The 26,619-nt window shown below is 37.0% G+C and carries 20 protein-coding genes; 9 read left to right on the top strand and 11 right to left on the bottom strand.

What is annotated here, in order from left to right; genetic code table 11:
- Position 1: 1 nt before the first annotated feature.
- From ACY0M5_RS01175 to ACY0M5_RS01155, 5 genes are all read right to left on the bottom strand, one after another.
- The gene (locus ACY0M5_RS01175) at positions 2-931 is read right to left on the bottom strand and encodes a rhomboid family intramembrane serine protease (RefSeq protein WP_461630544.1); all 930 of its coding nucleotides are present in this window, start codon (positions 929-931) and stop codon (positions 2-4) included.
- Positions 932-958: 27 nt separating this feature from the next.
- Positions 959-1,780, bottom strand: coding sequence for a rhomboid family intramembrane serine protease (locus ACY0M5_RS01170; protein WP_124993492.1), 822 nt, complete (start codon positions 1,778-1,780; stop codon positions 959-961).
- A gap of 94 nt (positions 1,781-1,874) precedes the next feature.
- Complete coding sequence (gene mutL, locus ACY0M5_RS01165) at positions 1,875-3,857, bottom strand: DNA mismatch repair endonuclease MutL (RefSeq protein ID WP_124993491.1); 1,983 nt, start codon at positions 3,855-3,857, stop codon at positions 1,875-1,877.
- A gap of 114 nt (positions 3,858-3,971) precedes the next feature.
- Positions 3,972-4,277, bottom strand: a complete 306-nt coding sequence (locus tag ACY0M5_RS01160; protein WP_124993490.1) for a hypothetical protein — start codon at positions 4,275-4,277, stop codon at positions 3,972-3,974.
- Positions 4,278-4,512: 235 nt separating this feature from the next.
- Positions 4,513-5,340, bottom strand: coding sequence for an ion transporter (locus ACY0M5_RS01155; RefSeq protein ID WP_461630543.1), 828 nt, complete (start codon positions 5,338-5,340; stop codon positions 4,513-4,515).
- Positions 5,341-5,531: 191 nt separating this feature from the next.
- Between ACY0M5_RS01155 and lpcA the strand changes: the two genes are divergently transcribed.
- The 5 genes from lpcA (at position 5,532) to ACY0M5_RS01130 (ending at position 10,665) form a co-directional block, all read left to right on the top strand.
- Positions 5,532-6,107 carry a D-sedoheptulose 7-phosphate isomerase gene (gene lpcA, locus ACY0M5_RS01150; protein ID WP_124993488.1) on the top strand — a complete coding sequence of 192 codons (576 nt, stop codon included), beginning with the start codon at positions 5,532-5,534 and terminating at the stop codon, positions 6,105-6,107.
- 248 nt (positions 6,108-6,355) lie between these two features.
- The gene (locus ACY0M5_RS01145; protein WP_461630542.1) at positions 6,356-7,894 is read left to right on the top strand and encodes a YifB family Mg chelatase-like AAA ATPase; all 1,539 of its coding nucleotides are present in this window, start codon (positions 6,356-6,358) and stop codon (positions 7,892-7,894) included.
- 77 nt (positions 7,895-7,971) lie between these two features.
- A complete protein-coding gene (locus ACY0M5_RS01140) occupies positions 7,972-8,475 on the top strand; it encodes a hypothetical protein (RefSeq protein ID WP_461630541.1) in 504 nt (167 codons plus the stop codon).
- A 710-nt stretch (positions 8,476-9,185) separates the two neighbouring features.
- Positions 9,186-9,857 (top strand): inorganic pyrophosphatase, encoded by a 672-nt coding sequence (locus ACY0M5_RS01135; protein ID WP_124993485.1) that lies wholly within the window; start codon positions 9,186-9,188, stop codon positions 9,855-9,857.
- A gap of 235 nt (positions 9,858-10,092) precedes the next feature.
- Positions 10,093-10,665 (top strand): GNAT family N-acetyltransferase, encoded by a 573-nt coding sequence (locus ACY0M5_RS01130; protein ID WP_461630540.1) that lies wholly within the window; start codon positions 10,093-10,095, stop codon positions 10,663-10,665.
- 188 nt (positions 10,666-10,853) lie between these two features.
- On the opposite strand, the gene ACY0M5_RS01125 is transcribed toward ACY0M5_RS01130, so the two are convergent.
- The 6 genes from ACY0M5_RS01125 to ACY0M5_RS01100 all read right to left on the bottom strand — a co-directional run bounded on the left by ACY0M5_RS01125 (position 10,854) and on the right by ACY0M5_RS01100 (position 22,538).
- On the bottom strand, positions 10,854-13,220 hold the full coding sequence (locus tag ACY0M5_RS01125) for an ABC transporter permease (protein ID WP_461630539.1): 2,367 nt from the start codon (positions 13,218-13,220) through the stop codon (positions 10,854-10,856).
- Positions 13,221-13,293: 73 nt separating this feature from the next.
- On the bottom strand, positions 13,294-15,666 hold the full coding sequence (locus tag ACY0M5_RS01120) for an ABC transporter permease (protein ID WP_461630538.1): 2,373 nt from the start codon (positions 15,664-15,666) through the stop codon (positions 13,294-13,296).
- A 34-nt stretch (positions 15,667-15,700) separates the two neighbouring features.
- Positions 15,701-18,052 carry an ABC transporter permease gene (locus ACY0M5_RS01115; RefSeq protein WP_461630537.1) on the bottom strand — a complete coding sequence of 784 codons (2,352 nt, stop codon included), beginning with the start codon at positions 18,050-18,052 and terminating at the stop codon, positions 15,701-15,703.
- 61 nt (positions 18,053-18,113) lie between these two features.
- Positions 18,114-20,432: an FtsX-like permease family protein gene (locus ACY0M5_RS01110; RefSeq protein WP_461630536.1), complete on the bottom strand. Its 2,319-nt coding sequence runs from the start codon at positions 20,430-20,432 to the stop codon at positions 18,114-18,116.
- Positions 20,433-20,477: 45 nt separating this feature from the next.
- Positions 20,478-21,167, bottom strand: a complete 690-nt coding sequence (locus ACY0M5_RS01105; RefSeq protein ID WP_124993477.1) for an ABC transporter ATP-binding protein — start codon at positions 21,165-21,167, stop codon at positions 20,478-20,480.
- A gap of 117 nt (positions 21,168-21,284) precedes the next feature.
- Entirely contained in the window at positions 21,285-22,538 is a 1,254-nt protein-coding gene (locus tag ACY0M5_RS01100) for an efflux RND transporter periplasmic adaptor subunit (RefSeq protein WP_461630535.1), read from the bottom strand.
- A 361-nt stretch (positions 22,539-22,899) separates the two neighbouring features.
- Here ACY0M5_RS01100 and ACY0M5_RS01095 point away from each other — a divergent pair, with 361 nt between their 5' ends.
- From ACY0M5_RS01095 to ACY0M5_RS01080, 4 genes are all read left to right on the top strand, one after another.
- Complete coding sequence (locus tag ACY0M5_RS01095) at positions 22,900-24,264, top strand: sigma-54-dependent transcriptional regulator (RefSeq protein ID WP_124993476.1); 1,365 nt, start codon at positions 22,900-22,902, stop codon at positions 24,262-24,264.
- Complete coding sequence (locus ACY0M5_RS01090) at positions 24,254-25,609, top strand: sensor histidine kinase (RefSeq protein WP_124993475.1); 1,356 nt, start codon at positions 24,254-24,256, stop codon at positions 25,607-25,609. The genes ACY0M5_RS01095 and ACY0M5_RS01090 overlap by 11 nt, the downstream gene beginning before the upstream one ends.
- A gap of 157 nt (positions 25,610-25,766) precedes the next feature.
- Entirely contained in the window at positions 25,767-26,216 is a 450-nt protein-coding gene (locus tag ACY0M5_RS01085; protein WP_124993474.1) for a hypothetical protein, read from the top strand.
- 115 nt (positions 26,217-26,331) lie between these two features.
- Positions 26,332-26,610 carry a hypothetical protein gene (locus tag ACY0M5_RS01080; protein WP_461630534.1) on the top strand — a complete coding sequence of 93 codons (279 nt, stop codon included), beginning with the start codon at positions 26,332-26,334 and terminating at the stop codon, positions 26,608-26,610.
- The last annotated feature ends 9 nt before the right edge of the window (positions 26,611-26,619 follow it).

Raw genomic sequence — 26,619 nt, 5'->3', positions numbered from 1 at the left:
GTTATTGCTTCCGGTTACTGGATTTAAAAAGGATTTCTTTTTCTTCTTTACTCAGGCTGTCGTATCCCGATTTTGCAATTTTCTCCAATATAGCATCTAAGTGTTCCTGATGTTGTTTTTTTGCTTTATTGTACTCTTTATCGTCCATTTTCTGGGTGTTCTTATAACTTACTTTCATTTTTCTTTTCTTAAAAAGACCAAAAAACGAATCCATAAGTGAATTAAATCCAGAAGAAATATCTTTACCTTTACGAAGCTGATTAATGAACAACCAGCCATAAAAAGCACCGCCTAAATGAGCAATATGACCACCTGCATTACCCATTGGAATGCTCAGTATATCTGTAGCAATAAAAAATAAGGCGATGTGCTTAATTTTAACGGGGCCAATAAACATGAGATGAACAACATGGTTTGGCGTATAAATTACCGTAGCAAAAACAACTGCCATAACCGAAGCCGAAGCTCCAAGAGCGTACGATCCAAATCGAACACTTTCGAAAACAGGAAAGAGATTATAGGCAAATATATATGTTGCAGCACCGGTTAAACCCCCAATCAAATAAATACTTACCAATTTTTTCTGATCAAGATAACTTAGGAAAATTCTTCCAAACCAGAATAACCAAAGCATATTCATTAGTATGTGCAGAAATCCTTCATGCAAAAACATGTAGGTAAACACTGTCCAGGGTCTGCTTAGCAATGCATTGGTTTCGGCAGGTACCGATAGCCATTGAACAAGGAATGGAACTTGCGAAGGTTCCAGATTAAAAAGAAAGGTAAGTACGCCTACAATTTTAACAATCAGAAAAACACCAAAGTTGATATAGATCAGTCTTGTTAAATTACTTCCTTCTTTGAATGAGTCTTTAATTCCGTCCCAAATACTCTGGTGGGAATAAGACTGATATGGATTGTTGAAATTCATGCTCATGAAATATCAATCATTAAACTATTAATAAAATCGTTTTGAATTCTTCTGCCAATACTTTATCAGGATAAATCCAAATAACATTCCACCTAAGTGAGCGAAATGGGCAATGTTATCACCGCTTACATGACGAAATCCCATAAATAATTCAACAGCACCGTAACCAATTACAAAATACTTTGCTTTGATTGGAATGGGAGGGAATAAAAGCATCAGCTCAGTGTTTGGGAATAGCATACCAAAAGCCAAAAGAATTCCGAATACTGCTCCTGAAGCTCCAATTGTAGGAACATTAATGTTTTCAGTAATCATTTGGTTTACCATGGCAACAGCCTTTTGAGTATCGAAGACATTATTAGGATGTTCGGCCCAGCTGTTTACAAAATCGGTAACCCAAGGTTTAACCGGTCCCATGTGTTCACGAATAAACTGTAACATTAAATCAGGAGATGGCGTATTGCTAAATGCATTTGCAGCAGCTTTCATTGAGGAATAGTCAAGCCATCCTACAAAAGTGTGAAGTGCAGCGGCACCAAGTCCTGTTACCATGTAGTACAGTAAAAATCGTTTTGGTCCCCAAACTTCTTCCAGCACACGGCCAAACATGAACAGGGCAAACATATTAAAAAATAAATGACCTATTCCTCCATGCATAAACATATGCGTAATGAACTGATGTGGTCTGAAATATTCTGATGCCGGTTGGTGCAAAGCAAAAAGATTATCCATACTAAAGCCAAACCGGTCGCCGATTATCATGGTTCCGAGCAGGACTAGCACATTTATAATTATCAGGTTTTTTACAACCGGAGGGAGGTTTAGTAGAGAAGATCTGAATTGACTCATTCGAATTTATTTTAATATTTCCTTTTAGCTAACAATAGTCAGACCAATTTATAATTTGTGCGTGTGATTAACAAATCTAAGACAGATTGTCACCCTATTTAAATCTGCTTTCCAATTCCTGAGATTCAAGAACCGAAATAATTGCTTTTCCATCGGGGGTGAAATTAGGAGTTGAACAGGCAAAAAGTTGATCGATTATTGAACTCATTTCCTCATTCGAGAGGGTTTTTCCATAATTTAAAGCCGATGCTTTTGCCAATGCTTTTGCCAGATTTTCGCGAATTTTCAGTTTCACATCCATTTGGTTCGATTTGTAGTTCGCCAGCAGGTTTTCAACCAGTTCTTTTGGTTCGCAATTGTGGATATCAGCCGGAGTTCCATTAATCACAAAGGTTTTCTTCCCAAATTCCCTGATGTCAAACCCCAAGGCTCTTACATCTTCAATAATTACCTGTAAAAGAGTGTAATCCGAAGCATTGAGTTCTATGGTTTGCGGGAATAAAGTTTGCTGAGCAATTCCTTGATGATTTTCCAACGAATTGATGAATTTCTCAAATAAAATGCGCTCATGTGCTTTACGCTGATCGATGATCATCAAGCCGGAGCGAATCGGTGTTAATATGTATTTGTTTTTTAGCTGAAAAAAATTCTTTGCTTTCTGAATTTGTTCCTGCGGATGCAGTTTTTTTTGCACAAATTCTTCCGGTGGTTTTTGCGGCTGAAAATAATCCGGAATATTTTCCCGGTCAATTTTCGCCTGATTTAATTTCTCATCCGACTCTCTTTTAGAAGGTTCTTCGTATAGAGTTTCCCATTTTTCGGGTACTGGCTTTCTGGTACCGCCACTTTGCTGAGGAGGTGTTTTCGCTTTAAATTCCTGATAGAATTGGTTCGATTCAAAAGATCTTCGTTCTTCGTCAAAAGGATTGTAGCTTTTTTCTCCATCAAAAGGGTTGTAGTTCAAATCCGCTTCGAAAGGGTTGAACTCAGGATTCACCTTAATCATTGGAGCCTCAATATCGGCATTGCTGTCAGCTACAGGAATTTCCAGACTGTTGTCTTCATCAAAATCGATGGAAGGCACAATATTAAATTTCCCCAAGGCCTCCCGGATAGATGCTTGAATAATTTGATAGATTGCTCTTTCGTCTTCAAACTTAATTTCTGTTTTGGTCGGATGAATATTGATATCAATAATCTGTGGATCGACTTCAAAAAAGATAAAGTAAGGCGGGATGGTTTCAGGTGGCAATATTTTATCGTAAGCCTGCATAATTGCTTTGTGAAAATAAGGGTGCCGCATGTAGCGGTTGTTCACAAAAAAGAATTGTTCCCCTAAATTTCGTTTTGCATTTTTCGGTTTCCCGATAAAACCGGTCAATTTAACAATGCTCGTGCTTGTATTTATACTGATTAACCTTTGGTTCATACCTTTGCCAAAAACATTGATAATTCGTTGGCGGATATGACTGGCAGGCAGGTTGTATATTTCAGAGTCGTTGTGAAGAAGTTGAAAGGCAATTTCGGGATGTGAAAGCACGATTCGATGAAATTCGGTAATGATATTGCGAAGTTCGGTAGAATTGGCCTTTAAGAATTTTCGACGGGCTGGAACATTAAAAAAGAGGTTTTTAACAATGAAATTACTTCCATCGCTGCAAGCCGAAACTTCCTGGGAAATTGCTTCGGAACCACTAATAACAATGTGAGTACCTAATTCGTCTTCGGTTCGTTTGGTTTTTAATTCAACATTGGCAATTGCCGCAATTGAGGCAAGTGCTTCGCCGCGAAAACCCATGGTTCGAATGGCAAACAGATCTTTCGCTTTTCGGATTTTAGAAGTTGCATGCCGTTCAAAAGCAAGACGCGCATCGGTAACGGACATACCACATCCATTATCAATTACCTGAATTAATGTTCTTCCAGCATCTTTTAAGTTGATTTTTATAGAGTTACCTCCAGCATCAATGGCATTCTCCACAAGCTCTTTTACAACTGAAGCTGGTCTTTGAACTACCTCACCTGCAGCAATTTGATTGGCTACATTGTCAGGCAGAATCTGTATCAAATCCGACATATAAATTTCTACTTCTAAAGTTTAACTTTCTAGTAACGTGTTGGGTGAAATTTAAATTGTCTGATTTCAGGAATTCTGAAAAGAGACAAAAATAAATTTTAGAAAAGGAGAAATTTAAATGACTCCATTCCATCCGTAAAGGTAAATGTAAGTTGCCAGTGCAAGCAAGACAAAGATAATTAACAATCTAATGTTCGATTTGTTTCTAGAGCCATTAGAATCGAAGTGACCATGACGCAGTTCACTTTTCATTCGTCCTTTTATATTGGGGATGTATGGTTCATTTTCATCCTTCAAACCCAGTTCTCCTCGTATTCTTCTTTCTCGATCTTCTCTTGCTTCTTTTGCAGGATCCCAATATCTGGGTTGAATATTAAATCTTTTGTATTGAGGTTTTTTAAAAAAACTTGTAAATCCCATGATAAAATGTTTTATACCAGTTAAAAGTGTAATGTTGTAGGTATAATTTGAATGCTTCTGCTGTTCAATTTGGGAAATTGCCCATCCAAAGCAAAAGATTCAATACAAGCAATACTTTTCGTCTAAAAAGACATACAAATATACCGATTTTTTCTGAATTTATTTCTCCTCCAATTGCACATCCATGAGTTAATATATCCTAAAAAAAACAGGATTTGCTTGTAGGGTTTTAAAATTATTTCTTTCGTAAGAACTGGGTCTGGTTAAGTTTTTTACCACACTGATTGCAGTACAGAGCATCTTCGGTATGATTGTCGGCCAAACAATTTGGGCAAACCTGGGTGGATGCATCTTTTGAATTTTGTTTACTCAGTTCAACAGTTACAATTCCTGTTGGAACTGCGATGATGGCATAACCAATAATCATTACGAAGCTGGCAAAAAACTGACCAAGAGATGTAGTCGGGGAGATATCGCCATAACCAACGGTGGTAAGCGTAACAACTGCCCAATAAATGCCGCGGGGAATGCTGGTGAACCCATTTTCGCCGCCTTCAATCAAATACATGATGGTTCCGATGATGATTACCATGGTTAGAACAGCAAAAAGAAAGACGGATATTTTTATTCTGCTTTGTCGAAGTGCTCGAACAATAATAGCTCCCTCTTTAATATATCTGTTGAGTTTTAAAATCCGGAAAATCCGAAGCAAGCGTAAAGCTCTGATTACCATAAATCCGTGAGTTCCAACTATTACAAGGCCTAAGTAGGATGGTAGAACCGAGAGTAAATCGATAATGCCGTAAAAGCTGAAGATATAGGCTTTTGGTTTTTGAACGATCCATATTCGCAGCATGTATTCCAAAGAGAAGATCCCGGTAATCAACCATTCCGAAAGTTTCAATACATCGTGATAATCTCTTTCGATGGAAGGCACACTTTCCAAAACAACTAAAAGGATGCTTAGAATAATAACAATAAGCAGCGCAATATCGAATATTTTCCCCGATTTGGTGTCAGCCTCAAATATTATTTCGTAAAGACGATCTTTTGTAATACTCATGAAAGAAGGAGATTAGGGATTCAGAACATAAACTTACTAAAAAAGTCTGGAAAGATCTTGAAAAGTCGAACTGTCAAATGGTCGGGGAAATCTTAAAATAATATAAAACTTGTGTGTTGAATGAATCTGACGCCTTATCACGTAAATCTCATTGCTCTTTTTTTTATACTTTTGAATAAAATTTGAACACGATGATTATAAATGACATAAAAGAAAGCTTTTTGGATGCACAAAAAGTTTTGAATGAATTTATTGCCGATGAGGCTAATTTTTCAGCAATTGAAGCGGCAGGTGACGCAATGGCAAAATCCATAAAAAACGGCGGAAAAATTATTTCCTGCGGTAATGGTGGTTCGATGTGCGATGCCATGCATTTTGCCGAAGAATTAACGGGTCGTTTTCGAGGAGACAGACCCTCGATGCCAGCCGTAGCCATTTCAGATCCAAGTCATATAACTTGTGTGGCAAACGATTATGGTTTCGATTATATTTTCTCGAGATATGTGGAAGGAATGGGGCAAAAGGGAGATGTATTTTTAGGGATTAGTACTTCGGGAAATTCAGCGAATATTATTAATGCAGTAAAGGCGGCCAAAGAAAAAGGTCTTGTGGTTGTTGGTTTAACAGGGAAAACGGGTGGTGAAATGGCTGCGCTTTGCGATGTTGAAATTCGGGTGCCATGGGAAAAGTATTCCGATAGGGTGCAGGAAATACACATTAAAGTGATTCATTGCCTGATTCAGTATATCGAAGCAAAAATGAAATAATTCTGGAAGATGTGAGTTTTTAGATGTGAGAAGTGAGCTTTTATTTATTTCAGAGATAATGCAATAAAAAATTAAATAGCTGCTGAAACAGAGTATTAGTATAAAAGGATGTTGGAATGACATCCTTTTTTTATGTCTGAATTTTTGAATGTGGATTGCTGTTCTATAATTTGAATTATGTTTTGGTTAGTTTGTGTATTATTGTTACATTCACGGGTTGATTTTGTTTATTGGTAAAACTCATAAATATGCTTGTTAAAACCTACGGAAGTGCAGTATATGGCATTCATGCCACAACAATAACAATAGAAGTAAATGTTTTTCCCGGAGTTCGTTTTTCCTTGGTTGGATTGCCCGATAATGCGGTGAAGGAAAGTCAGCAGCGAATAGATTCTGCCTTGCGCGAAGTTGGCTACAAAATTCCCGGTAAAAAAATTATTATAAATATGGCGCCTGCCGATATCCGAAAAGAAGGATCGGCTTACGATTTGCCGCTGGCGATAGGAATACTAACAGCAACCGAGCAAATTAATTGCGAAGTACTTGGCAAATATATTATTATGGGCGAATTATCGCTCGATGGCAGTTTGGTTCCTATTAAAGGAGTATTGCCTATGGCCATTCAGGCTCGCGAAGAAGGTTTTGAAGGTTTGATTTTGCCAAAAGCAAATGCACGCGAGGCTGCTGTTGTTAATAAGCTGAAAATAATTGGCGCCGATACGATTAAGGAAGTGATCGAATTTTTGAAAGGTGATTTGGAAATTCCACCTACCGAAGTGGACACCCGGGCTGAATTTTACGCGCACTTAAATAATTTTCCTCACGATTTTGCCGATGTAAAAGGACAGGAGAATGTGAAACGTGCTTTGGAGATTGCCGCCGCCGGCGGACACAATATTATTATGATTGGGCCTCCGGGAGCGGGGAAAACCATGCTTGCCAAACGAATTTCAGGAATTTTACCTCCCTTAACACTTCAGGAAGCATTGGAAACAACAAAAATACACTCGGTGGCCGGAACTTTGGAAAAGAACAGTGCCCTGATGACACAAAGGCCGTTTCGATCGCCGCATCACACAATCTCTGATGTAGCTTTAGTGGGCGGCGGCACATTTCCACAACCTGGTGAAATAAGTTTAGCTCACAATGGCGTGTTGTTTTTAGATGAGCTGCCCGAATTCAGGCGAACTGTGCTGGAGGTGATGAGGCAACCTTTGGAGGATAGAACCATTACCATATCACGAGCTAAATGTACCATTGAATATCCTGCCAGCACCATGCTGATTGCTTCCATGAATCCTTGTCCGTGCGGCTACTACAACCACCCCGATAAAGATTGCCTGTGCGGGCCTGGAATGGTGCAAAAATACCTGAGTAAAATCAGCGGTCCGCTTTTAGATCGCATTGACATTCACATTGAAGTAGTACCTGTTTCTTTCGATAAAATATCGGATCAGCGCTTGTCGGAAAAAAGCGAATTGGTTCGGTTGCGGGTTGAAAAAGCCAGACAAATTCAGGAGAAACGATTTGCAGAGCACGATGGCGTTCATTGCAATGCTCAAATGAGTTCGAAATTGTTGCGGAAACACTGTCAGCCAAACGAGGCCGGCAACCAGCTACTAAAAACTGCCATGGAAAAAGTGGGACTTTCTGCCCGTGCCTACGACCGGATTTTAAAAGTTTCGCGCACCATTGCCGATTTGGAAGGTTCAGAAAGCATCGAAACGGACCATTTGGCGGAAGCCATTCAGTACCGCAGTTTAGATCGCGATGGATGGGGAGGATAGGTGAGAGTTATGAATTAGAAATTAAGAGTTTAAAGCTATACCGAATAGTAAATAAATGATTCTAAATTGAAATATAAATGAGACAACTTTTATTCTTTTTATTGATAGCACAGTGCTTTATGTGCTACTCTCAAAAAGCAGAATTTGGCAAATTAAGTAAGCAAGGTAGTTTTACTGAATACCTTAGTAAGAATGGAGACTTAATTGAAGTAGGTGATACATTGGTTGTGGGATTACCCTCTGCATATACCGGTTTTAATTTTATTTTGGAAAATGGAGAAAAGCTTAGCCCGGATATATCCGGAACTTCTGTTGTAATTAATAAGCTAAAAGCGTTTGGAGAAAGATGGAAGGGCTTTAAAATTTACGTTCAGATTAGAGGTTCGGGTTTATCGTCTGTATTTATAGATTATGAGTCGGCTATAGTAACTGGAGAAGTTAAAAATCCTAAGGCAAAATTAACAAGAGAAGAAGCGATAAGTAAGCTAAAAGAGGCAAAAGAACTTTTAGACCTTGAAGTTATTAGTCATGAGAAATATGATGCTATTAAGAATGATTTAACTCCTTTAATTTTGAATTAGAAATTATAAATTTTCGTGCTGAGGGTCTCACTTGTAGTGAGGCTCTCAGTTTGTGTTTGAAGGCTGGGGTTAAAATCCGAAACCATTGATGTTTTACCCCTGAATCCTGAACTTTGAATCCTTCGGATTCAGATGTTTATAGCAGAATAATCAGTCCACACAATCATTTTTCTATAAATAGATAATCCCTTCGGGATATTTTGCATTTAATTATTGATTGACTGTAGGGTCATGCCATGGCGCGACCTTTTTTTCGTGGTTTATGATTTGGGATTGGGGTGAATGTGTTTCGGATACGACATGTCGTATCCCTACGGCGTTATCGAATAGATTTGTAATTGCATTGGAACAATGTGTTTTGATTGGTATTTGTAGGGTCATGCCATGGCGTGACCGTTTTGTTTTTAATGTTATTTGAATGCGATGATCTGAATTGTGGATGCAATAAAAACAATATAAATGGAAATTTGGGGCAGGATGGCTTAGGGATTGAAGAGGAAAGCCCGCAGGCAGATTCGGCTGGCGGGTGAGGTGGCGAGGACTTGGAGCGAAAAGCCCCACATTTACATGGCGGAAATCACTCAATTATCAGATTTAACGGAAAAGAAAAAGACGATTGGTTCGTTTTTTATATTGTTTTCTTACATTTGTTTTACTTAAATAATGAGATCGTTGTGCTAAAAAACGAAGCTTAAAAAGAAATACTTACTATGGGAAACAAATTGAATGATCCTATCGCAAGATTAATGGGATTGCGTTACAAGTCTCATCCTTGGCATGGGCTGGATGTTGGAGACAATGCGCCGGATTCGGTGATGGCTTTTATTGAGATGGTTCCTACCGACACCGTTAAATATGAAGTAGACAAAACGAGTGGTTATTTGAAGATTGATCGTCCTCAGAAATATTCGAATGTTGTTCCTGCTTTGTACGGATTTTTACCTCAGACTTATTGTGGAGAATCTGTTGGTGAATATTGCAGTGAAAAATCGGGCAAGGAGAATGTTCAGGGTGATTCGGATCCTTTGGATATTTGTGTGCTGACTGAAAAAGTGATATCGCACGGTGATATTATTGCAGAGGTTCGTCCGATTGGTGGTTTTCGAATGATTGACGGAAACGAGGCTGATGATAAGATTATTGCTGTTTTGATGAATGATGCTACTTATGGTGCTTATACTGATATTTCGGATTGTTCGGATGTGGTTGTGGGCCGTTTGAAACATTATTTTTTGACCTACAAGGATATGCCGGGTTTGGACAGCGAAGCCGAAATCACCCATATTTATGGGGTTGAGGAGGCAAAAGAGGTAATTATTCGTTCGATGAACGATTACAAAACCAAATTTGAGAATCTGGAAGATATTTTAAAACACGTTTAAATCAATTAATGATTACGAATTAGTAATTACAAATTACAAAACGATATAAAGCGACGGTTCGAAAGGGCTGTCGCTTTTTTTGTAGGAATTCCACACCGAAAATAATTCTTTGAGTTCTTTGTGATTATACTTAGTGTTTAAGTTGAGTGTGAAGTATTAATTGAAACTTACTTAAATCTTATTTTTTAGTCTAAATAAGAATCTATTTGTCTAAAAACTTGCACAATTGGTAGATATGTGCGAGATTAAAAAGATTGATTTTTTAACGAAAAAAGGAGAGCTGGGAATGAAAATATTGTTTGAAACAGAAAGATTGTATCTACGGGAAATACTGCCAACTGATGCCGAAAGTATGTTCGAGATGGACTCGGATGCTGAGGTATATAAATTTTTAGGAAGAAAACCCATTCGAAATATCAACGAGAGTAAAAAAATGATTGAATCGATTCGGGATCAGTATGAGCGGATTGGTATTGGACGTTGGGCAATTGTTGAAAAGGAATCGGGGAATTTTATTGGCTGGACTGGTTTTAAATTTGAAAAGGAAAACCAGAACGGGCACAGTGATTTTTACAATCTGAAATTTAGATTGCTGCGTAAGTATTGGGGCAAAGGATACATTACTGAAGCAACAAAGGCTGCTATTCATTATGCTTTTACCGAGCTTAAAATTCCCGAAATTTACAGCATGACCTTGCTTAGCAATCTGAAATCGCAACGGGTGTTGGACAAGCTTGGCTTTCAGTTGGAAGATAAATTTAAGTTTCAAGGGGATGATATTACCTGGTATAAACTGACAAATAAATAGTGATTACCAAATACAGGGGACAGCTGATGAATTCGCATCATCTGAAAATTAATGCTTTGCCTCTGGCTTTAGGCAGAGGATTTTTTAAAGCCCCTTTAGGGGATTGGGGTGTTTTTTGGTAATTGGTTTTTCCGAAAAAGGACACGCCATGGCATGTCCCTACGGTTTTCGTGAACAGATTATTAGATTTATTCATACCTCAAACTCTCCACCGGATTTCTTGTAGCTGCCCGCCACGATTGAATTGAAACGGTAAATAGGGCAATTCCCAGGGCAATGAGTCCTGCCACGGCAAAAATCCACCAGCTAAGTTCTGTTTTGTAGGCAAAGTTTTCGAGCCATTTGTGCATGGCATACCAGGCAATGGGACAGGCCAATACAAAGGCGATGGCTACCCATTTTGCAAAACCTTTGTTAAGCATTGCAATAATCTCGTAGGTTTTGGCTCCGTTTACTTTGCGGATACCAATTTCTTTTGTCTTTTTTGAGATTGTATTGAGTACCATGCCCAATAATCCCATTATCGATAGCGCAATGGCAAGTAAGGAGAAGGCACTGATTAGCTTTGCTTGCTGCTGTTCTGTCTGGTAGAATTCAGTGATCTGATCGGTTAAGGAATAAACTCTTACCATTTTATCGGGAGAAATCTCTTTAAATAATTTTTGAACAGACTCTGTAATTGCAGTATCATTTATCCCATTTGTTTTTATGGCAAACAGCCTCATTTTTTTAGGGTCTTGTTGAAGAATAACCAAGGGTTGTATCATTCTTCGTAACGAATGAGCATTAAAATCTTTAACGATTCCTTTTACATAGCATCCATTAAACATTTCACCAGCTTTCAGATTATACTGTTTGGCAGCCGATTCGTTAAAAATCATTTCCGTTTGATCGGTGCGAAAGTCTCCAAAATTTTCACCTTCTATAAGTTTAAGTTCCAGAAGTTCTGCCATCCCCTTACCCATAATTAGTCCGTCGAATTGAATACTTTCATTTTCGTATCGCAAATTAACCGGAAGAAAGCTGTTAAAAGGAGGAATAAAAGAAGATCCGGCGGAATACATAACCCCGGGAATTTTTTCAACTTCGGTTTGAATAACATCGAACTGATTTCTTAATTCCGGAGAGTTTAATTCGCAGATAATAATATTTTTCGGATTGATGTTTTGGGAATTGTTTTGGGCATAATGGAGTTGTTTTTTTACTGTTAGAACACCAACAACCAACACAATAAATATGGCAAAATGCAAACTAAGAAAGGAGTTGTTCCAGGATTTAGTTTTGGGTTTTTGAGATACTTTACCCAAAAGTAACAGTACGGTTGAAACTTTGGAAACATGTATGCCGATTGCTAATCCGGCAACGGAACCGGTAAGCAAAACAATGATAATTAATAAGAACCACACCTGCCACATCGAGAACAATTCCATACTCAGGTTCCGATCCAAAGTTGCATTTAGAAATGGAATGCCAATAACAACAACGAACAAAGCAGGAATAAGGCTAATGAAAGAAATTAAATTTGATTCGAGAACGATTTGTTTTCTGATGGAAATGCCTGATGCTCCCAATGCTTTTTGAGTTCCCAATTCTTTTAAGCGGGAGGTTATTTTTGCTTTGGTAAGAAAAATATAGTTGACAATTGCGATGAGTAAAATAAATAAGGCAATGGCCAAAAAATAGATTAATTGCTTCGAATTTCCCGACGGTGTAAATGTATCTCCGGTAACATCATTTGACTTTAAATAGATATCGGTAATTGCCTGCAATTTAAAATCCATTGTTTTCCGTTCCTCATGATTTGTTCGTTCTTTGTAGGTTTGGATGCTGCGAACAATCTTCTCTGGATTTGCTTTTGAATTCAGGAGCAAATAACTATGAAATGGAAAGTGATTCCAGTCTTTAAACTCTTCGTTTTGCTGGCCATAATGCCCGAACATTTGTTGGTTGTGACTGAGAACCTCTTTTGTTAATTCAATATCAGCAATGAAATTGGCATTAAAAGTCGAATTGGTAGGAAAATTTTTGTAAACGCCGGTAATACGCAAGGATATAAATTGATTATTCAGCTTGATTTTTAGAAGCTGATTGCAGACGTTGATGCTGTTAAAGTATTTTTGTGCAGTAGTTTCAGAAATGCAAACTTCAGATTTTGATTGGGCAGGTTTTCCCTGTATAAAACGGATACCAAGACAATCAAACATGCCGGCATCTGAAAATGCAAACTGATGATCCTGCACAATTTCATTGCGGGAATCTTTTAGTTCAACATCGGCAGTTTGATAGTACCTGAAATAATTATCAACCAAAGGAATTTCATCTTTACTTGTGCTTGCCAAAGGAAATGAAGTGCGACAATCGTTGCCTTGCAAAACTCTGTAGAGTAATTGTTTGTTTGAGAAGGAACCATTAAATGAATTTTCGTGGATGTAAAGCAACATCAAAAGAAAAACACAGCCTACACCTATGCCCAATCCTAAAATACTGATTATGGATTGTGTCTTCTTCTTGAAGATATTACGGATTGCTAATGTCAGGTTTAGTGGAAGATTCATATTCGTTTTTTATGTAGTTTCGTTACTCTTGTTATTCCATTTTATTTGTAGGCAGATATCTGCCCAATTTCGTTTATTCGTACCTCAAACTCTCCACCGGATTCCTTGTAGCTGCCCGCCACGATTGAAACGAAACGGTAAGCAATGCAATTCCCATGGCAATGAGTCCTGCCAAGGCAAAAATCCACCAGCTCAATTCTGTTTTGTAGGCAAAGTTCTCGAGCCATTTGTGCATGGCATACCAGGCAATTGGGCAGGCAATTACAAAGGCGATGACTACCCATTTTGCAAATCCTTTGTTTAGCATCTGTACAATTTCATAAGGTTTGGCTCCATTTACTTTCCTCAATCCAATTTCTTTGGTTTGGGTCTCAACTATAAAAAAAGTTAAACTAATCAGACCTAAACAAGAAAGTAAAATAGAAATTGCAGTCGCATAATTTAGCATTTTCTGAAACTGTTTTTCTTTTGTATATAAGGCCTCCCATGAGCTATTCATAAACTTAATTTCTAAAGGGAACTTAGGAGAGAGCTTAGTCCACTTTTTTTGAATAGTGGATAAGCATTGCTTAAAAGCCATTCCATTGGTTGTTATTAGTTTAAAATAGGCTACTTCATCCGCATTATTTCTACATCTGAAACCAACAGGTCTTATGGGAACGTGCATAGATTCGAAATTAAAATCTTTAACTTCCGCAATAATAGGCTCTTGTTTTGTTCCATTCCAATTCAAAAGTTTAGCATCTTCCAATTGTTCAATTCTGAACTTTTTAATTGCGGTTTGATTAAAAATCCAATCTCCTGTTTTTGGCGAATATTCATTAAATTGTTTTCCTCGAACCAATTCAATTCCGAAAAACTTGAAAAAGTTAGGAGAAACATAAAAATTAGAAAACCATATATTATATTGTTCCGTCTTATTTAGTAAGTCACGTCCCCAATTCGATTCATTATACCCAATTACTGATGATGAGAAGGTGATGTCTTCTACGCCTGCTATTTTTTTCATTTCATTTTGAAATGCATCTCCCAAGTTTGAAATTTCTTCATTTGTTGTTGTATAAATAATATTTTCTCTTTTAAACCCAGGGTCTTTGCTGATAAGGAAATTATTCTGCTTCTTAATGAAAAGAATACTTGTTAGTAATATAATGGAAATTGTAAATTGAAAAACCAATAAAATATTGCGAAGATAATTTTTATGATTTATGGAGATTTTATTTTTAAGTAGTTGAGTCGTTTCATTACTACTTAGAATAATGCCTGGTATGATTCCTGTAATTAGCAGTGTAACAATTAATATTAGGATGAACACAACTAGATTCCATCCTGAAAGAATTTCAGCAAGGGTAAACTGAGATTGAGTAAGATGATTTAAACCTTCTGTTAAGAAATAAAGCAATGTGATAACCAGAGCAGATGTAATTAATAGAACTAAACCAGATTCAGTACTAATCAATTGAATGATTTTCCTCTTTTTACTTCCCAGAACTTTTAAGATTCCGATATTGCGCAATCTTTTTATTTTTTGAGTTGACACTAAATTAATGTAGTTGATACAGGCCAAAAGTAAAATTAGGATACCAGTGATTCGTATAATTATAATTGTAAGATGATTTCCATGCCTCTGTATTTCGATGTCTGGTGTTTCGAAATAAGAATTTTGTAATGGGAGAGAGCTAAGTTTAATGTTGCTTTTAAAATCTTCTTCAACATCTGTTAATGGAATATTTTTAAGTTTCTGATTAATCAAGTTTATATTGCCATTAGTCGGTATTCTAAAATAAGAGATATAGTTTTGAGTGCCCCAGCTATTTTTATTTCCAATATACCAATCGATTTTGTTATTTGTATCTTCTGATAAAACGGCATCAAATTTAAAAGAACTGTTGTGAGACAAATCTTTAATTACAGCGCCTACAACAATTAATTCATTTTGCAAATTGGTTGCATTGTATGTAATTGTTTTACCAATAGGATTTTCATTTCCAAAAATCTTTTTTGAGAGCGTTTCAGTAAGTACAATTTTGTTTGCTGTTGTTAGTGCAGTTGATGGATTTCCATATAAAGCTTTCATTGGGAGAACCCGAAAAAAAGCTGAATCTGTAACAATTAAATGCTTTATTTTTATTCTTTTATTGTTGTATTCAACAAATACTTGTGGAGACCATTCATTTTGAGCATATGTAATGTGCTTTATTTCAGGAATATTCATGCGGATCAATTCAACCATTTTGGAAGAGACATATGAATCTTGATCATTTTCCAGAACAAATATATTGTCAGACTTAGAAATACATTTGTCCATTGATTCTTCCTTGTCTACGAAAGCAAAAATCAATAAACTAATACTTATGCCAAGTGCAAGTCCACCAATATTAATTGCACTTACCACTCTGTTTTTTAGTAAGCTCTTTAAAGATAATTTGATGTTATAAAAATTCATTGCATTAATTATTCATTTGTAATCGTTAATTGATTTACTCATACCTCAAACTCTCCACCGGATTCCTTGTAGCTGCCCGCCACGACTGAAACGAAACCGTAAGCAATGCAATTCCCATGGCAATGAGTCCTGCCAAGGCAAAAATCCACCAGCTAAGTTCTGTTTTGTAGGCAAAGTTTTCGAGCCATTTGTGCATGGCATACCAGGCAATTGGGCAGGCAATTACAAAGGCGATGGCTATCCATTTAGAAAATCCTCTGTTTAGCATGCTTATGATTTCGTAGGTTTTGGCTCCGTTCACTTTACGAACACCTATTTCTTTTGTGCGTTGTTCCGATGAGAAAATTGCGAGTCCTAAAATTCCAAAACAAGAAATAGCAATAGCCAATAGAGCAAATAGCCCAATCGTTTTGGCGAAACGTTCTTCTTTCTCATACATCTGATCAAACCAATCATCGAAGAATTGATACTTAAGAGGATAGGCTGGCATTATTTCTCCCCATTTTTCTTTTATTGTTTTCATTGCAGAGGGAAGACTATTTGCTGCAATTCTTATGCTCAGATTGTAATAATTATTATTCTCAGCAAATATAATACAGAGTGGTGCTATTTTATTGTGCGAAGATCCGTATTGAAAATCATTCACAACGGCTATAATATCTAAACCATCGTCTCTGTAATTATCATATTTTTTATTTTCTAAATTGGTAAATTCAAAGTAATTATAGAATGATTCATTAACCATACAAACTTTTCCGTAATCTCCGGATTCTAAATTTCGACCTTTTACAATCTGAAGTTGAAAAGTGGAAATAAAAGCTGTATCAACAATTAAACAAGGAATAGCAAGATCTTTATTTTTGATTCCAGATCCCATTTGAAAATTTATTTTGCCGGGTACACCATTGGTTAGAGATATATTTTGAAAAAACGGATAGTTTCTTAGTTCATTTACCAATGATTGAGTTTTTGATTTTTCTTCCTTTGGAAGATAGGGGATTGAAAGGCAGATCAGATGTTCTTCTGAGAATCCGGGATTTTTGTTTTTGACAAATGAAATTTGTTTTTGCACAACCAGTAAGGAGATAATCAAGACGATTGAAACCGTAAACTGAAAAATGATAAGTGCATTACGAAAGTAGGATTGAGTTTTACCTTGACGGGTAGTTTTTTTTATGATATTGTTTGGATTCGATCTGGATAAAACAAGAGCCGGAGCTATACCACTAATGCAACCAACGATTAAAATACACACAAGCAAGCATAACAGTACAGAGGTGTCGAGCAATTTGTCAATATAAATGGGAGAACCAAATACCGAAGTATATAGAGGAGATAAGGCATAAACCAAAACAATAGATAAAGTGAAAGCAATTGCAGATACGATTACCGATTCAATAATAAAATGAACAAATAAATCGGAAGTGGATGCTCCAAAACTTTTCTTGATGCCAGTAGTTTTATTTCGCTTATTTTGTTGAGCCAGTGTTAGGTTGATGTAATTAACCACGGCAAGGATTAAAATAATGAAGGCAATTGCTGCAAGTAATTTTAGAAGTTCCGGGTTTCCTCTTTTTGAGTGACTTCCGATAGTGGAGTCATTTAAATACATGTTTTTAATAGGAAGAAACCCAATTTTATCAATATATGGTTGTAATGAACCAAGCTTGGAATTGATTTTTTCACTTAGAGCATGATGATCTATGTCTTCACCAATAAGAGTATATATTCTAAATTCCCAGCGATGAGTACTTTTATCTGAGTATTTCTCGCAACTGAATGAGAATTTAAAATCGTCATTTTCAGCATTTAATAATAAACCTGCCGATATACTGGAATTGGATGGGAAATCCTTAATAACTCCTGTTATGGTTAAAAGATTTGTTCTTTCAAATAAAACTTCCTTTCCAATGGGATTTTCCGAACCAAATAATTGTTTGGCCTTACTTTCTGTAAGAATTGCCGAATTGATATTTTCAAATGGTTTTGATGGATTTCCATATAAAAATGAAGTCGAAAATAATTTAAAAAATTGATCGTCAACGGACATGATATCTGAAATGCTAAATGCTTTGCTGCCAATATTAATATTTGTTGGATTCGTTTCTCGTTGTACCAAACATGCATTTTCAAATTCAGGATAGTTTTCTAATAAGATATCTTTTACTCGATAATCTATATTACTTGAGTTTTTATTCGAATCAATAATTCGAACAATACGATCAGCATTTTGAGGATAACTATCGTAGGAATACTCTTGAAGTAAAAATAAGGAGATAGCCAAACAGACAGATATTGCAAAAGCAAATCCAATTATATTGATCAATGTGAATTTTCTATCTGAGAAAAGACTTTTTAGAGCTGATTTTATATCGTATGCGATCATGGGATATGTTTTTACTGTTGGTGTTTTTCTTTTTGCTTCAGGAGTTTTTTGAAACGATTATTTACTCATACCTCAAACTCTCCACCGGATTTCTTGTAGCGGCTCTCCACGATTGAAACGAAACCGTAAGCAATGCAATTCCTAGGGCAATGAGTCCTGCCAAGGCAAAAATCCACCAAGATAGTTCTGTTTTGTAGGCAAAGTTTTCGAGCCATTTGTGCATGGCATACCAAGCTATTGGGCAGGCAAATACAAAGGCGATGACTACCCATTTCAGGAAATCTTTGTTTAGCATAGCCAGTATTTCTTTGGTTTTGGCTCCGTTAACTTTGCGGATGCCGATTTCTTTTCTTTTTTGCTGAACGTAATAAAGCGACATGGCAAACAATCCCATAACCGAAATAATTACAGTTAGCAGAGTAAAATACATTACAATTTTGCCGGTTTTGTCTTCCTTTTCGTACCAGTTGTGAACCGTTTCGTCAAAGAATTCCAATTGTAATGGCGTACCATCAGTAAAGTCGCTGTGTGCTTTTTTAATTTTTTGAATGGTTTCGTAATTATTTTTACCATTTAATTTTATTACATAGCTCCAGGCATACTGACCGGGTTTTAGAATGTGAAAATAAGCGGGGCCTAACTTGCTTTTTAAATCCCTGAAATGGAAATTTTTGACGATTCCGTAAATGGGGTATTCAGTACCTTTTAGTTTGAAATTGCTCTCATTTTCGGGCAATTCCAATTCTTTTACCGCGGCTTCATTCAGCAAGCAAATGTCTTTAGAAAAGGCAATGCCTGTTTTTCTAATCGGAATGTTCAACAATCTAAAAAAACTGGTATCTACAATAAAATGTTGAAAGCTTAGCTCTTTGTCGTTATAGGTAAAACATAAGTTGTTCCCTCCGTCAAGAGGTGTGCCGGCACTTAAACAAACATCTTCAACTCCGGGGATTTTTTTCAGTATTTCCTGCAAAACACGCTGTTTCTCACGAGGTATTTCACTCTCAAAACAAAGCATGTTTTCCTGTTCGAAACCCAGTTGATGATTCCGCAGAAAATTAGTTTGTTTATTGATGAAAAAAGCACTTGTGATTAAGGTAATAATAATGAGGTATTGAAAACTAACCATGATTCGGGAATAGATACTTTTCTCCTTCATTCTGATTTTACCTTTCATAACATCAATGGGATCAAACCTTGCAATTTTAATGGCGGGGATTATTCCTGAAATAATGCCAATAACACCCATAAATAAAAGAGCAATGCAAATATTGATCCATGTGAATTCATCAATAAAATTGAGTTTTGCATCCAGTAAATAATTGAAAACCGGAACTACCTGAAAACACAAGATAACTGCAAGGAGTAAAGAGAAGAAGCTAAGGATAATCGATTCGGACATACTTTGCAAAAACAAGTCTTTTTTCTTTCCGCCAATTAATTTTTTGATTGCAATTTCCCGGCTTCGAAACGACGATTGAGCGACCGTAAGATTCACGTAGTTGATAATGGAAAGCACCAATATCAGAAATACAATACCCGATAATATCTGAAGAAAACCTTTGCTTTTATTCTTAGTATCGTAGGATATGGACGTACTGAAGTACGAATCAACAATTGGCTCTAATTCAATAGATGTTGCATATTCTCGTTTAAACATCCAATTAACTTCCTTGAATATTTTTAATATTTCGGGAGCTTTAGCCTGAATATTGGTATTGGGTTTCGTTAAAATATACAAGCCGTAAGAATTGCTGTTATACGATTCCAAAAAATCACTCATCCCAAATACTTTTCCTAGAGTAGGGAAATTAACAAGCATATCAAATTTCTGAAAGTGCGTGTTGTCAGGTACATCTTCCATAATGCCGGTTACTTCAAGGTCAAAATCATCGTTAATTGTAAGAGTCGTTCCCAATTCCGGAAGTTTACCAAACAGTTTATAAGCAAAAGATTTCGTTAAAACAACTGCGTTTCCCCTGCTTAATGCAGTTTTATTATCGCCGTTAAGCATCTTGAATGAGAAAATGCTAAAAAAGGATGAATCTGCAAATAGTGTCAGGTTTTTCAATTTAGGAGTGCCGGGAGCTTTTACATAAACTCCTATATTTCGGGTTCTGGCAAAATTTTCTACTTCCGGAAATTTTTGCATTAGCAATGGTCCGGATGGGGGTGCAAAACCAGATTCTTCCCCATGAGTCATACGAAAAATCCTGTCTTTTTTCAAATGAAATTGATCGGCCGAATATTCATTTTTTATATAAATACTCAAAAGGAGAATAAACATGATTGATATGGCAAAACCCAAAATAGTGATCACACTATAAAGTTTATTTTTCCAAAGGTGCAGAGCAAAAGATTTCAAATGATTAGATATCATGATTTACGCATTTAATAATTATCAATAAATTTTGAGAGAATAGAATTACATTACTTCCTCAACCAAACTTTCTTCCATCACAACTTTTCCATCAAACAGATTGATGATTCGGTGAGCATAGCCGGCATCTTGTATGGAGTGAGTTACCATGATGATTGTTGTTCCTTCGCGGTTTAGTTCGGTAAGCAGTTCCATTACTTCCTGTCCGTTTTTCGAATCCAGATTACCCGTTGGCTCATCGGCAAGAATTAATCCTGGGTTGGAAACAACCGCCCGGGCTATGGCCACACGTTGCTGCTGACCACCGGACAGCTGTTGAGGATAGTGTTGTGCACGATGACTCATGTTCATTCGATCCAGAACTTTGTTCACCATCTCTTTTCTGGTTTTACTGCTGATTCGCTGATAAACCAATGGCATTTCAACATTTTCGAATACATTCAACTCATCAATCAGGTTAAAACTTTGAAATACAAAACCAATGTTACCTTTTCGCAGATCGGTGCGCTGACCTTCTTTTAAACCCGATACTTCGGTACTATCAAACGTGTATTGTCCTTCCGAAGGATTATCGAGCAAACCCAGAATATTCATCAGGGTAGATTTACCGCAACCCGATGGACCCATAATGGCAGCAAATTCGCCTTTGTTGATTTTCAGATTTACATTGTTAAGAGCCAAAGTTTCAATCTCATCGGTTCTAAATACCTTACTTAGGTTTACTGTGTTAATCATAGCTATTTATTTTTTTATTGAATATTAAAGTGTTATCACTTAAGTCCCTGCAGGGGATTTACGGGTAAATTACTAAATTCTATTTATTATGATGGTTTACGATCAGTATGGTTGTTGTTATTTAAAATCAATCCGTTCATTATCTCCGAAGGTATCGTAACTGGATGTAATCACTTTTTCACCTGTCTGCAATCCTTCCAATACCTCGAAATATTGAGAATTTTGTCTGCCGATTTTGATGTTTCGTTTGGTGGCAAACCGCCCCGATTCATCCAAAACAAATACCCATTGTCCGCCCGTGCTTTGAAAGAATCCCCCACGGGCCAGCAGTGTAGCTTCAACGGCTTGTCCCAATTCCAGTTTTATGTGATAGGTTTGTCCGGTGCGCAGATTCTCCGGCGATTTTCCGTCGAAAATCAGATCCACCTTAAAACGACCATCCCGAACTTCCGGATATACTTTTTTAGTTTTCAAAATAAACTCCTGATCGTTTCGCTGCAGCGAAGCACTTAAATCTCGGCGGACACGGTCAATATAATGTTCGTCGACCTCGGCAAGCACTTTAAAATTGTTCAGAATATGAAGCTGGCCTATTCTTTCGCCCCGGTTAATCGATTGACCGATTTCAATATCCAAACTTCCCAGCTGACCATCAGCCGGAGCTTTAATGTTCAAATTTTCCAAGCGCTCCCGAACCATTTCGAGGTTTTGTTTCATGTTATTCAGACTGCTGTTCATTTGTGTTTTCTGATTCTCCCGAAAAATGGAGTCCTGAACCATTCGTTGATATCTTAACTGGCGGTCTTGCAGGGAAAGGTCATAATCTTCCTTCGATCTTAAGTAGACTTCTTTGGAGATAAATCCCTTTTCGAATAAAAGTTGGTTCTGTTCGTATTGTCTTTTTTGTCTGATGATATCACTGTCGATGCTAAGAATTTGCTGTTTGTTGCTGATTTTCTGCTGTTCCATATTAATCAAAGTATTGCGCAGCTCATTGGCCTGATAGGCAAGTGACGACTCGGTATTGAGAATCTGCAATTTAAGATCGTTGTTAATCAGCCTGATAATAACATCGCCTTTTTTCACCAATTCTCCTTCGTCAATTAATTTTTCGACAACTTTACCACCTTCTTCAACATCCAGATAGATGGTTGTTTTGGGTTCAACCGTTCCGATAATCGAAATGTAATCTTTAAACTCTGCCTGCGAAACTTCTGTTATGGTGAGTTTATCGAGTTCGGTGCGATAGGTAGAGGTAGAACTACTCAGCAGCATCCACACTAACAAACCAAGAAAAATGACTCCAAGCAGAATATAAATATGCTTGGTTTTAAAACCTTTCTTCACTTCTATTTTACGATCCATTGACATATGTAAGCTCTTTTTGTTTTATAGCGGAATATTTGATTCCTTGTTTGTATTTTTTCTCTGTGCATTTCTCAGTGTGCTCTGTGGTTTATTCTTTTCTGCATCATCAAGAATAAATTCGATTGAACAATTTCAAATACATGTTTATTCCAATTTATTCACCCAATGCTTATCCAATCCTGTGCCAAGGCTTGTAAGTTTCATATTAATAGATGGTTGTGTTGTGTCTGTAAAATGGAAGTGTAAAAAAAATAGACAATCGTTGTCTAATTTTTTGAAAAGCTTTTTACTTTAGATAAAAATTAGATAATGTACCATTGAGGATCTAAAATCTCATCTCTCACATCTCATATCTTTACTAAAAATGAAAGAAGCCAAAATTTTAATTGTTGATGACAATAAAAGCATTTTAAGCGCTTTGGATTTGTTACTGACAGGAAGCTGTAAAAAAGTAAAATGTTTGTCGAGTCCCAACGCCTTGCTTTCAGAATTGAAAAGTGACAGCTACGATGTTGTGCTTTTGGATATGAATTTTAAAGCAGGAATTAATACCGGAAACGAAGGAATTTATTGGTTGAATCAGATTTTAGAATACAATTCGGGATTGAGTGTGGTCATGATTACTGCCTATGGAGATGTAGAGTTGGCTGTGAAAGCAGTGCGTTCGGGAGCTGTCGATTTTGTTCTGAAACCTTGGGAGAATGAGAAGATGCTGACGACTATCGAGATGGCCTGGAAGTTAAGTCATTCCAGAAAAGAGGTAAAGAATCTTCGCTTAAAGGAAAATGAATTGATTGCTGAAATCAACAAAAATAAGAATCACATTATTGGAAGTTCGCCGGCTTGGGAAAAAGTGATGGATGTGGTTCGAAAAGTGGCCATGACCAATGCGAATATTCTGATTACGGGAGAAAATGGAACCGGAAAGGAATTGGTTGCCAAAGAGATTCATCGGCTGTCGAACCGAAGTCAGAATGTGATGGTTACCGTTGATATGGGTTCCATAGCCGAAAATTTGTTCGAGAGTGAATTGTTCGGGCACAAAAAAGGAGCATTTACCGATGCCGGAATGGATCGAATGGGGAAAATTGAAGCGGCCAACGAAGGCACACTCTTTCTCGACGAAATAGGAAATTTATCCATGCCAATGCAGGCGAAGCTGCTATCGGTACTGCAGAACAGGACGCTAACCCGACTGGGCGAAAATTTGCCTGTTGATATTGATGTGCGATTGGTTTGTGCGACCAACTGTAATTTGGTTAAAATGATTGGAGAAGGACGTTTTCGGGAAGATTTGCTTTACCGGATCAACACCATACAAATTGAATTGCCGTCCTTGCGCGACCGTATTGCTGACATTCCCGAATTGGTGCAGTTTTTTGTGAAGCTTTACGCTGAAAAATACAATAAGAACGGACTTGTTATTGCACCGGAAGCCATCGCGAAATTACAAACTTACCGTTGGCCCGGTAATGTTCGTGAATTGCAGCATGCCATCGAAAAAGCTGTAATCCTTAGCGATACACACTTAATTAGTGCAAAAGATTTTGTTTTTAAAATGGATGAATTCTCGGCTGCTGAAGCCTTTGGCGGCACATTGGAAGATATGGAGAAGCAGTTGATTTTGGGAGCAATCGAAAAGCAAATGGGGAATCTTTCTGCTGTATCGGCGCAATTAGGAGTAACACGACAAACTTTGTACAATAAAATTAAGAAGTATGGCTTATAGACACTACAATTCAGCTTTATTCGTACGGCTTGGTTTTGTGATTTTTTTCGCAGTGCTGATTGGCTGTTTTCTTTCGCAGGCATCCTATTATTTCGCATTCCCAATTTTCTGCGCCGAAATTGTTTTGGTATTTCAATTTGTGCGTTTTTTGAACAAAACGCACAAGGAGATGAACTACTTTGTTCAGTCCATTAAAAATGAAGATACCACTTTGCGTTTCCCTATTAAAACAGGCAATGCCATTATTAACGAACTGCATCAAAGTTTGAACGAGCTGAACGGCATTTTGCAGCAAGTGCAGGTGAAAAGCAAAATTAAGGAGAAATATTTCGGAGAAATTCTTCAAAATATTGCAACCGGAGTTGTGGTACTTGCCGAAGATGGTTACGTTACTGATGTGAATTCGGCGGCCTTGGAACTACTCAGCTTAAAGACTTTCACACATATTAAGCAACTCGATCAGGTCGATTCAAAATTTACATCAGGTCTTACAGAACTAAAAAACCGCCAGAAAAAAGTATTGGATCTCATCTTAAAAAAAGAACGGATACAGGTGATTTCGAGATGTTCGGTAATTCGTCTGGAGAATGAAGAAGTGAAGCTGATAACTTTACAGGATATCCGGGGAGAATTGGAACGAAAGGAAATTGATGCCTGGGTAAAACTGATTAGAGTACTGAGTCACGAAATAATGAATTCATTGGCTCCGGTTACTTCAATTTCACAGTCCCTGAAAAGAATATGGGAGCAGAAATTGGGCGCCATAACGGATGTGTCTGAAGATATTCATGTAGAAAAAACCATTAACGGTTTGGGCGTGATTACCGAAATGAGCGAAGCATTGATTCGTTTTGTACAATCGTATCGGGTATTGTCCAAGGCACCGGAACCTAAATTAGCTATCATCGATACTCATTCTTTTTTCGAGCGTTTGAATATTCTGTTGTCGCCCATAAAAGAGAGTTTTTCCGGAAATTTAAAGTTGACACCACCCGTTAAAAATTTTCGGTTTACGGCTGATGAACAAATGATGGTTCAGGTAATTATTAATCTGGTGAAAAATGCGGCAGAAGCTTTCAACGGACAGCCTTCCGGAGCAGATTCCAATGCAGCTATTGCTGTAACTTCTATTCAAAAGGGCGAAATCACAGAGATCAGAGTATCAGATAATGGTCATGGTATTTCGGAGGAAATTGCAGATGAGATTTTCATTCCTTTTTTCACCACAAAAGAGAACGGATCAGGCATTGGCTTGAGTTATTCCCGTCAGATTATGCGTGCTCATGGCGGCAGTCTTCTTTGCCGTTCGAAAGTGGGAGAGACTGTTTTTACCGTGAGGTGGTAGTGCTTTAATTAAGGAATGAAAAAGGAAACAATCACATTTTGCCAAAATTTGGCGGTAAACAGTATGAACGTGTAAAGTTTGAATTTTAATTTTTAGATTTTTAAATAAATAATAACTTAGCGCTCTTTATAAAAATCATAAAACTAATTATTGATTCATGGAGAATTTAGAAACACAAGGAACTGAAATTAAAAATGAGTTGTTGCTGGAAACTCAGGCAGAAGTATATTTACGTGAAACCGCAAAATGGGCCAAGTTTTTAGCCATTGTTGGCTTTATTTTTATGGGATTCATGGTGTTGGGATCATTTGTAGTATTTGCCTTGGCCGGATCAATGGCAAGTATACTGCCATTTCCTATTGGAGGAATCGGGGTTTTATATTTGGTACTGGCGGGAGTATACTTCTTTCCAATCTATTATCTGCTGCAATTTGCAAATAAAGCAAAGCTTGCACTTGCAGGTAAGAGCACGCAAAGCCTTACCGAGTCGATGAAGTACATGAAATCGCACTACAAGTTTATGGGAATTTTCACAATTGTGATGCTTGCCTTATATCCAATCGGAATGATTGTTGCAATTATTGTTGCTGCAAGTCAGGGCTTCTAAAAAAAGATATCAATACCTGTAAAAGCTCCCTTTTTGTTTCAACCGAAAGGGAGCTTTTATTTTTCTATTATTGTTAATTAATATATATTGTAGATATTTTAAAAAATGAAACTGAATGTCATCAGCAGGTCACGTTTTCGATATGATTAGAAGAATGAAAGAGAATAAATCTGAACTTCATTCTCAAAAACCTGGTTTCCGGGATAATATTAAAATTAAAGAAAGCAGAAGAACCTTTCTCAGGTTTAAAAAAGTACCCAATGCGGAATTAACTAATATTAAAGAAAAAATTAGATTTAAGATTCATCGTGAAAATAGACGGGCTTTAATTATTGCAGTTAGCGTTGCTGTTTTGTTTGCTCTTGCTTATGCATATTTGCTTTTTTTGTGGTAGAAAAAAAGA

Origin of the sequence: Labilibaculum euxinicum, from assembly GCF_963678175.1 — a bacterium.
GTDB classification, from domain to species: Bacteria; Bacteroidota; Bacteroidia; order Bacteroidales; family Marinifilaceae; genus Labilibaculum; species Labilibaculum euxinus.
This window is presented reverse-complemented; position numbering and strand designations above follow the sequence as displayed.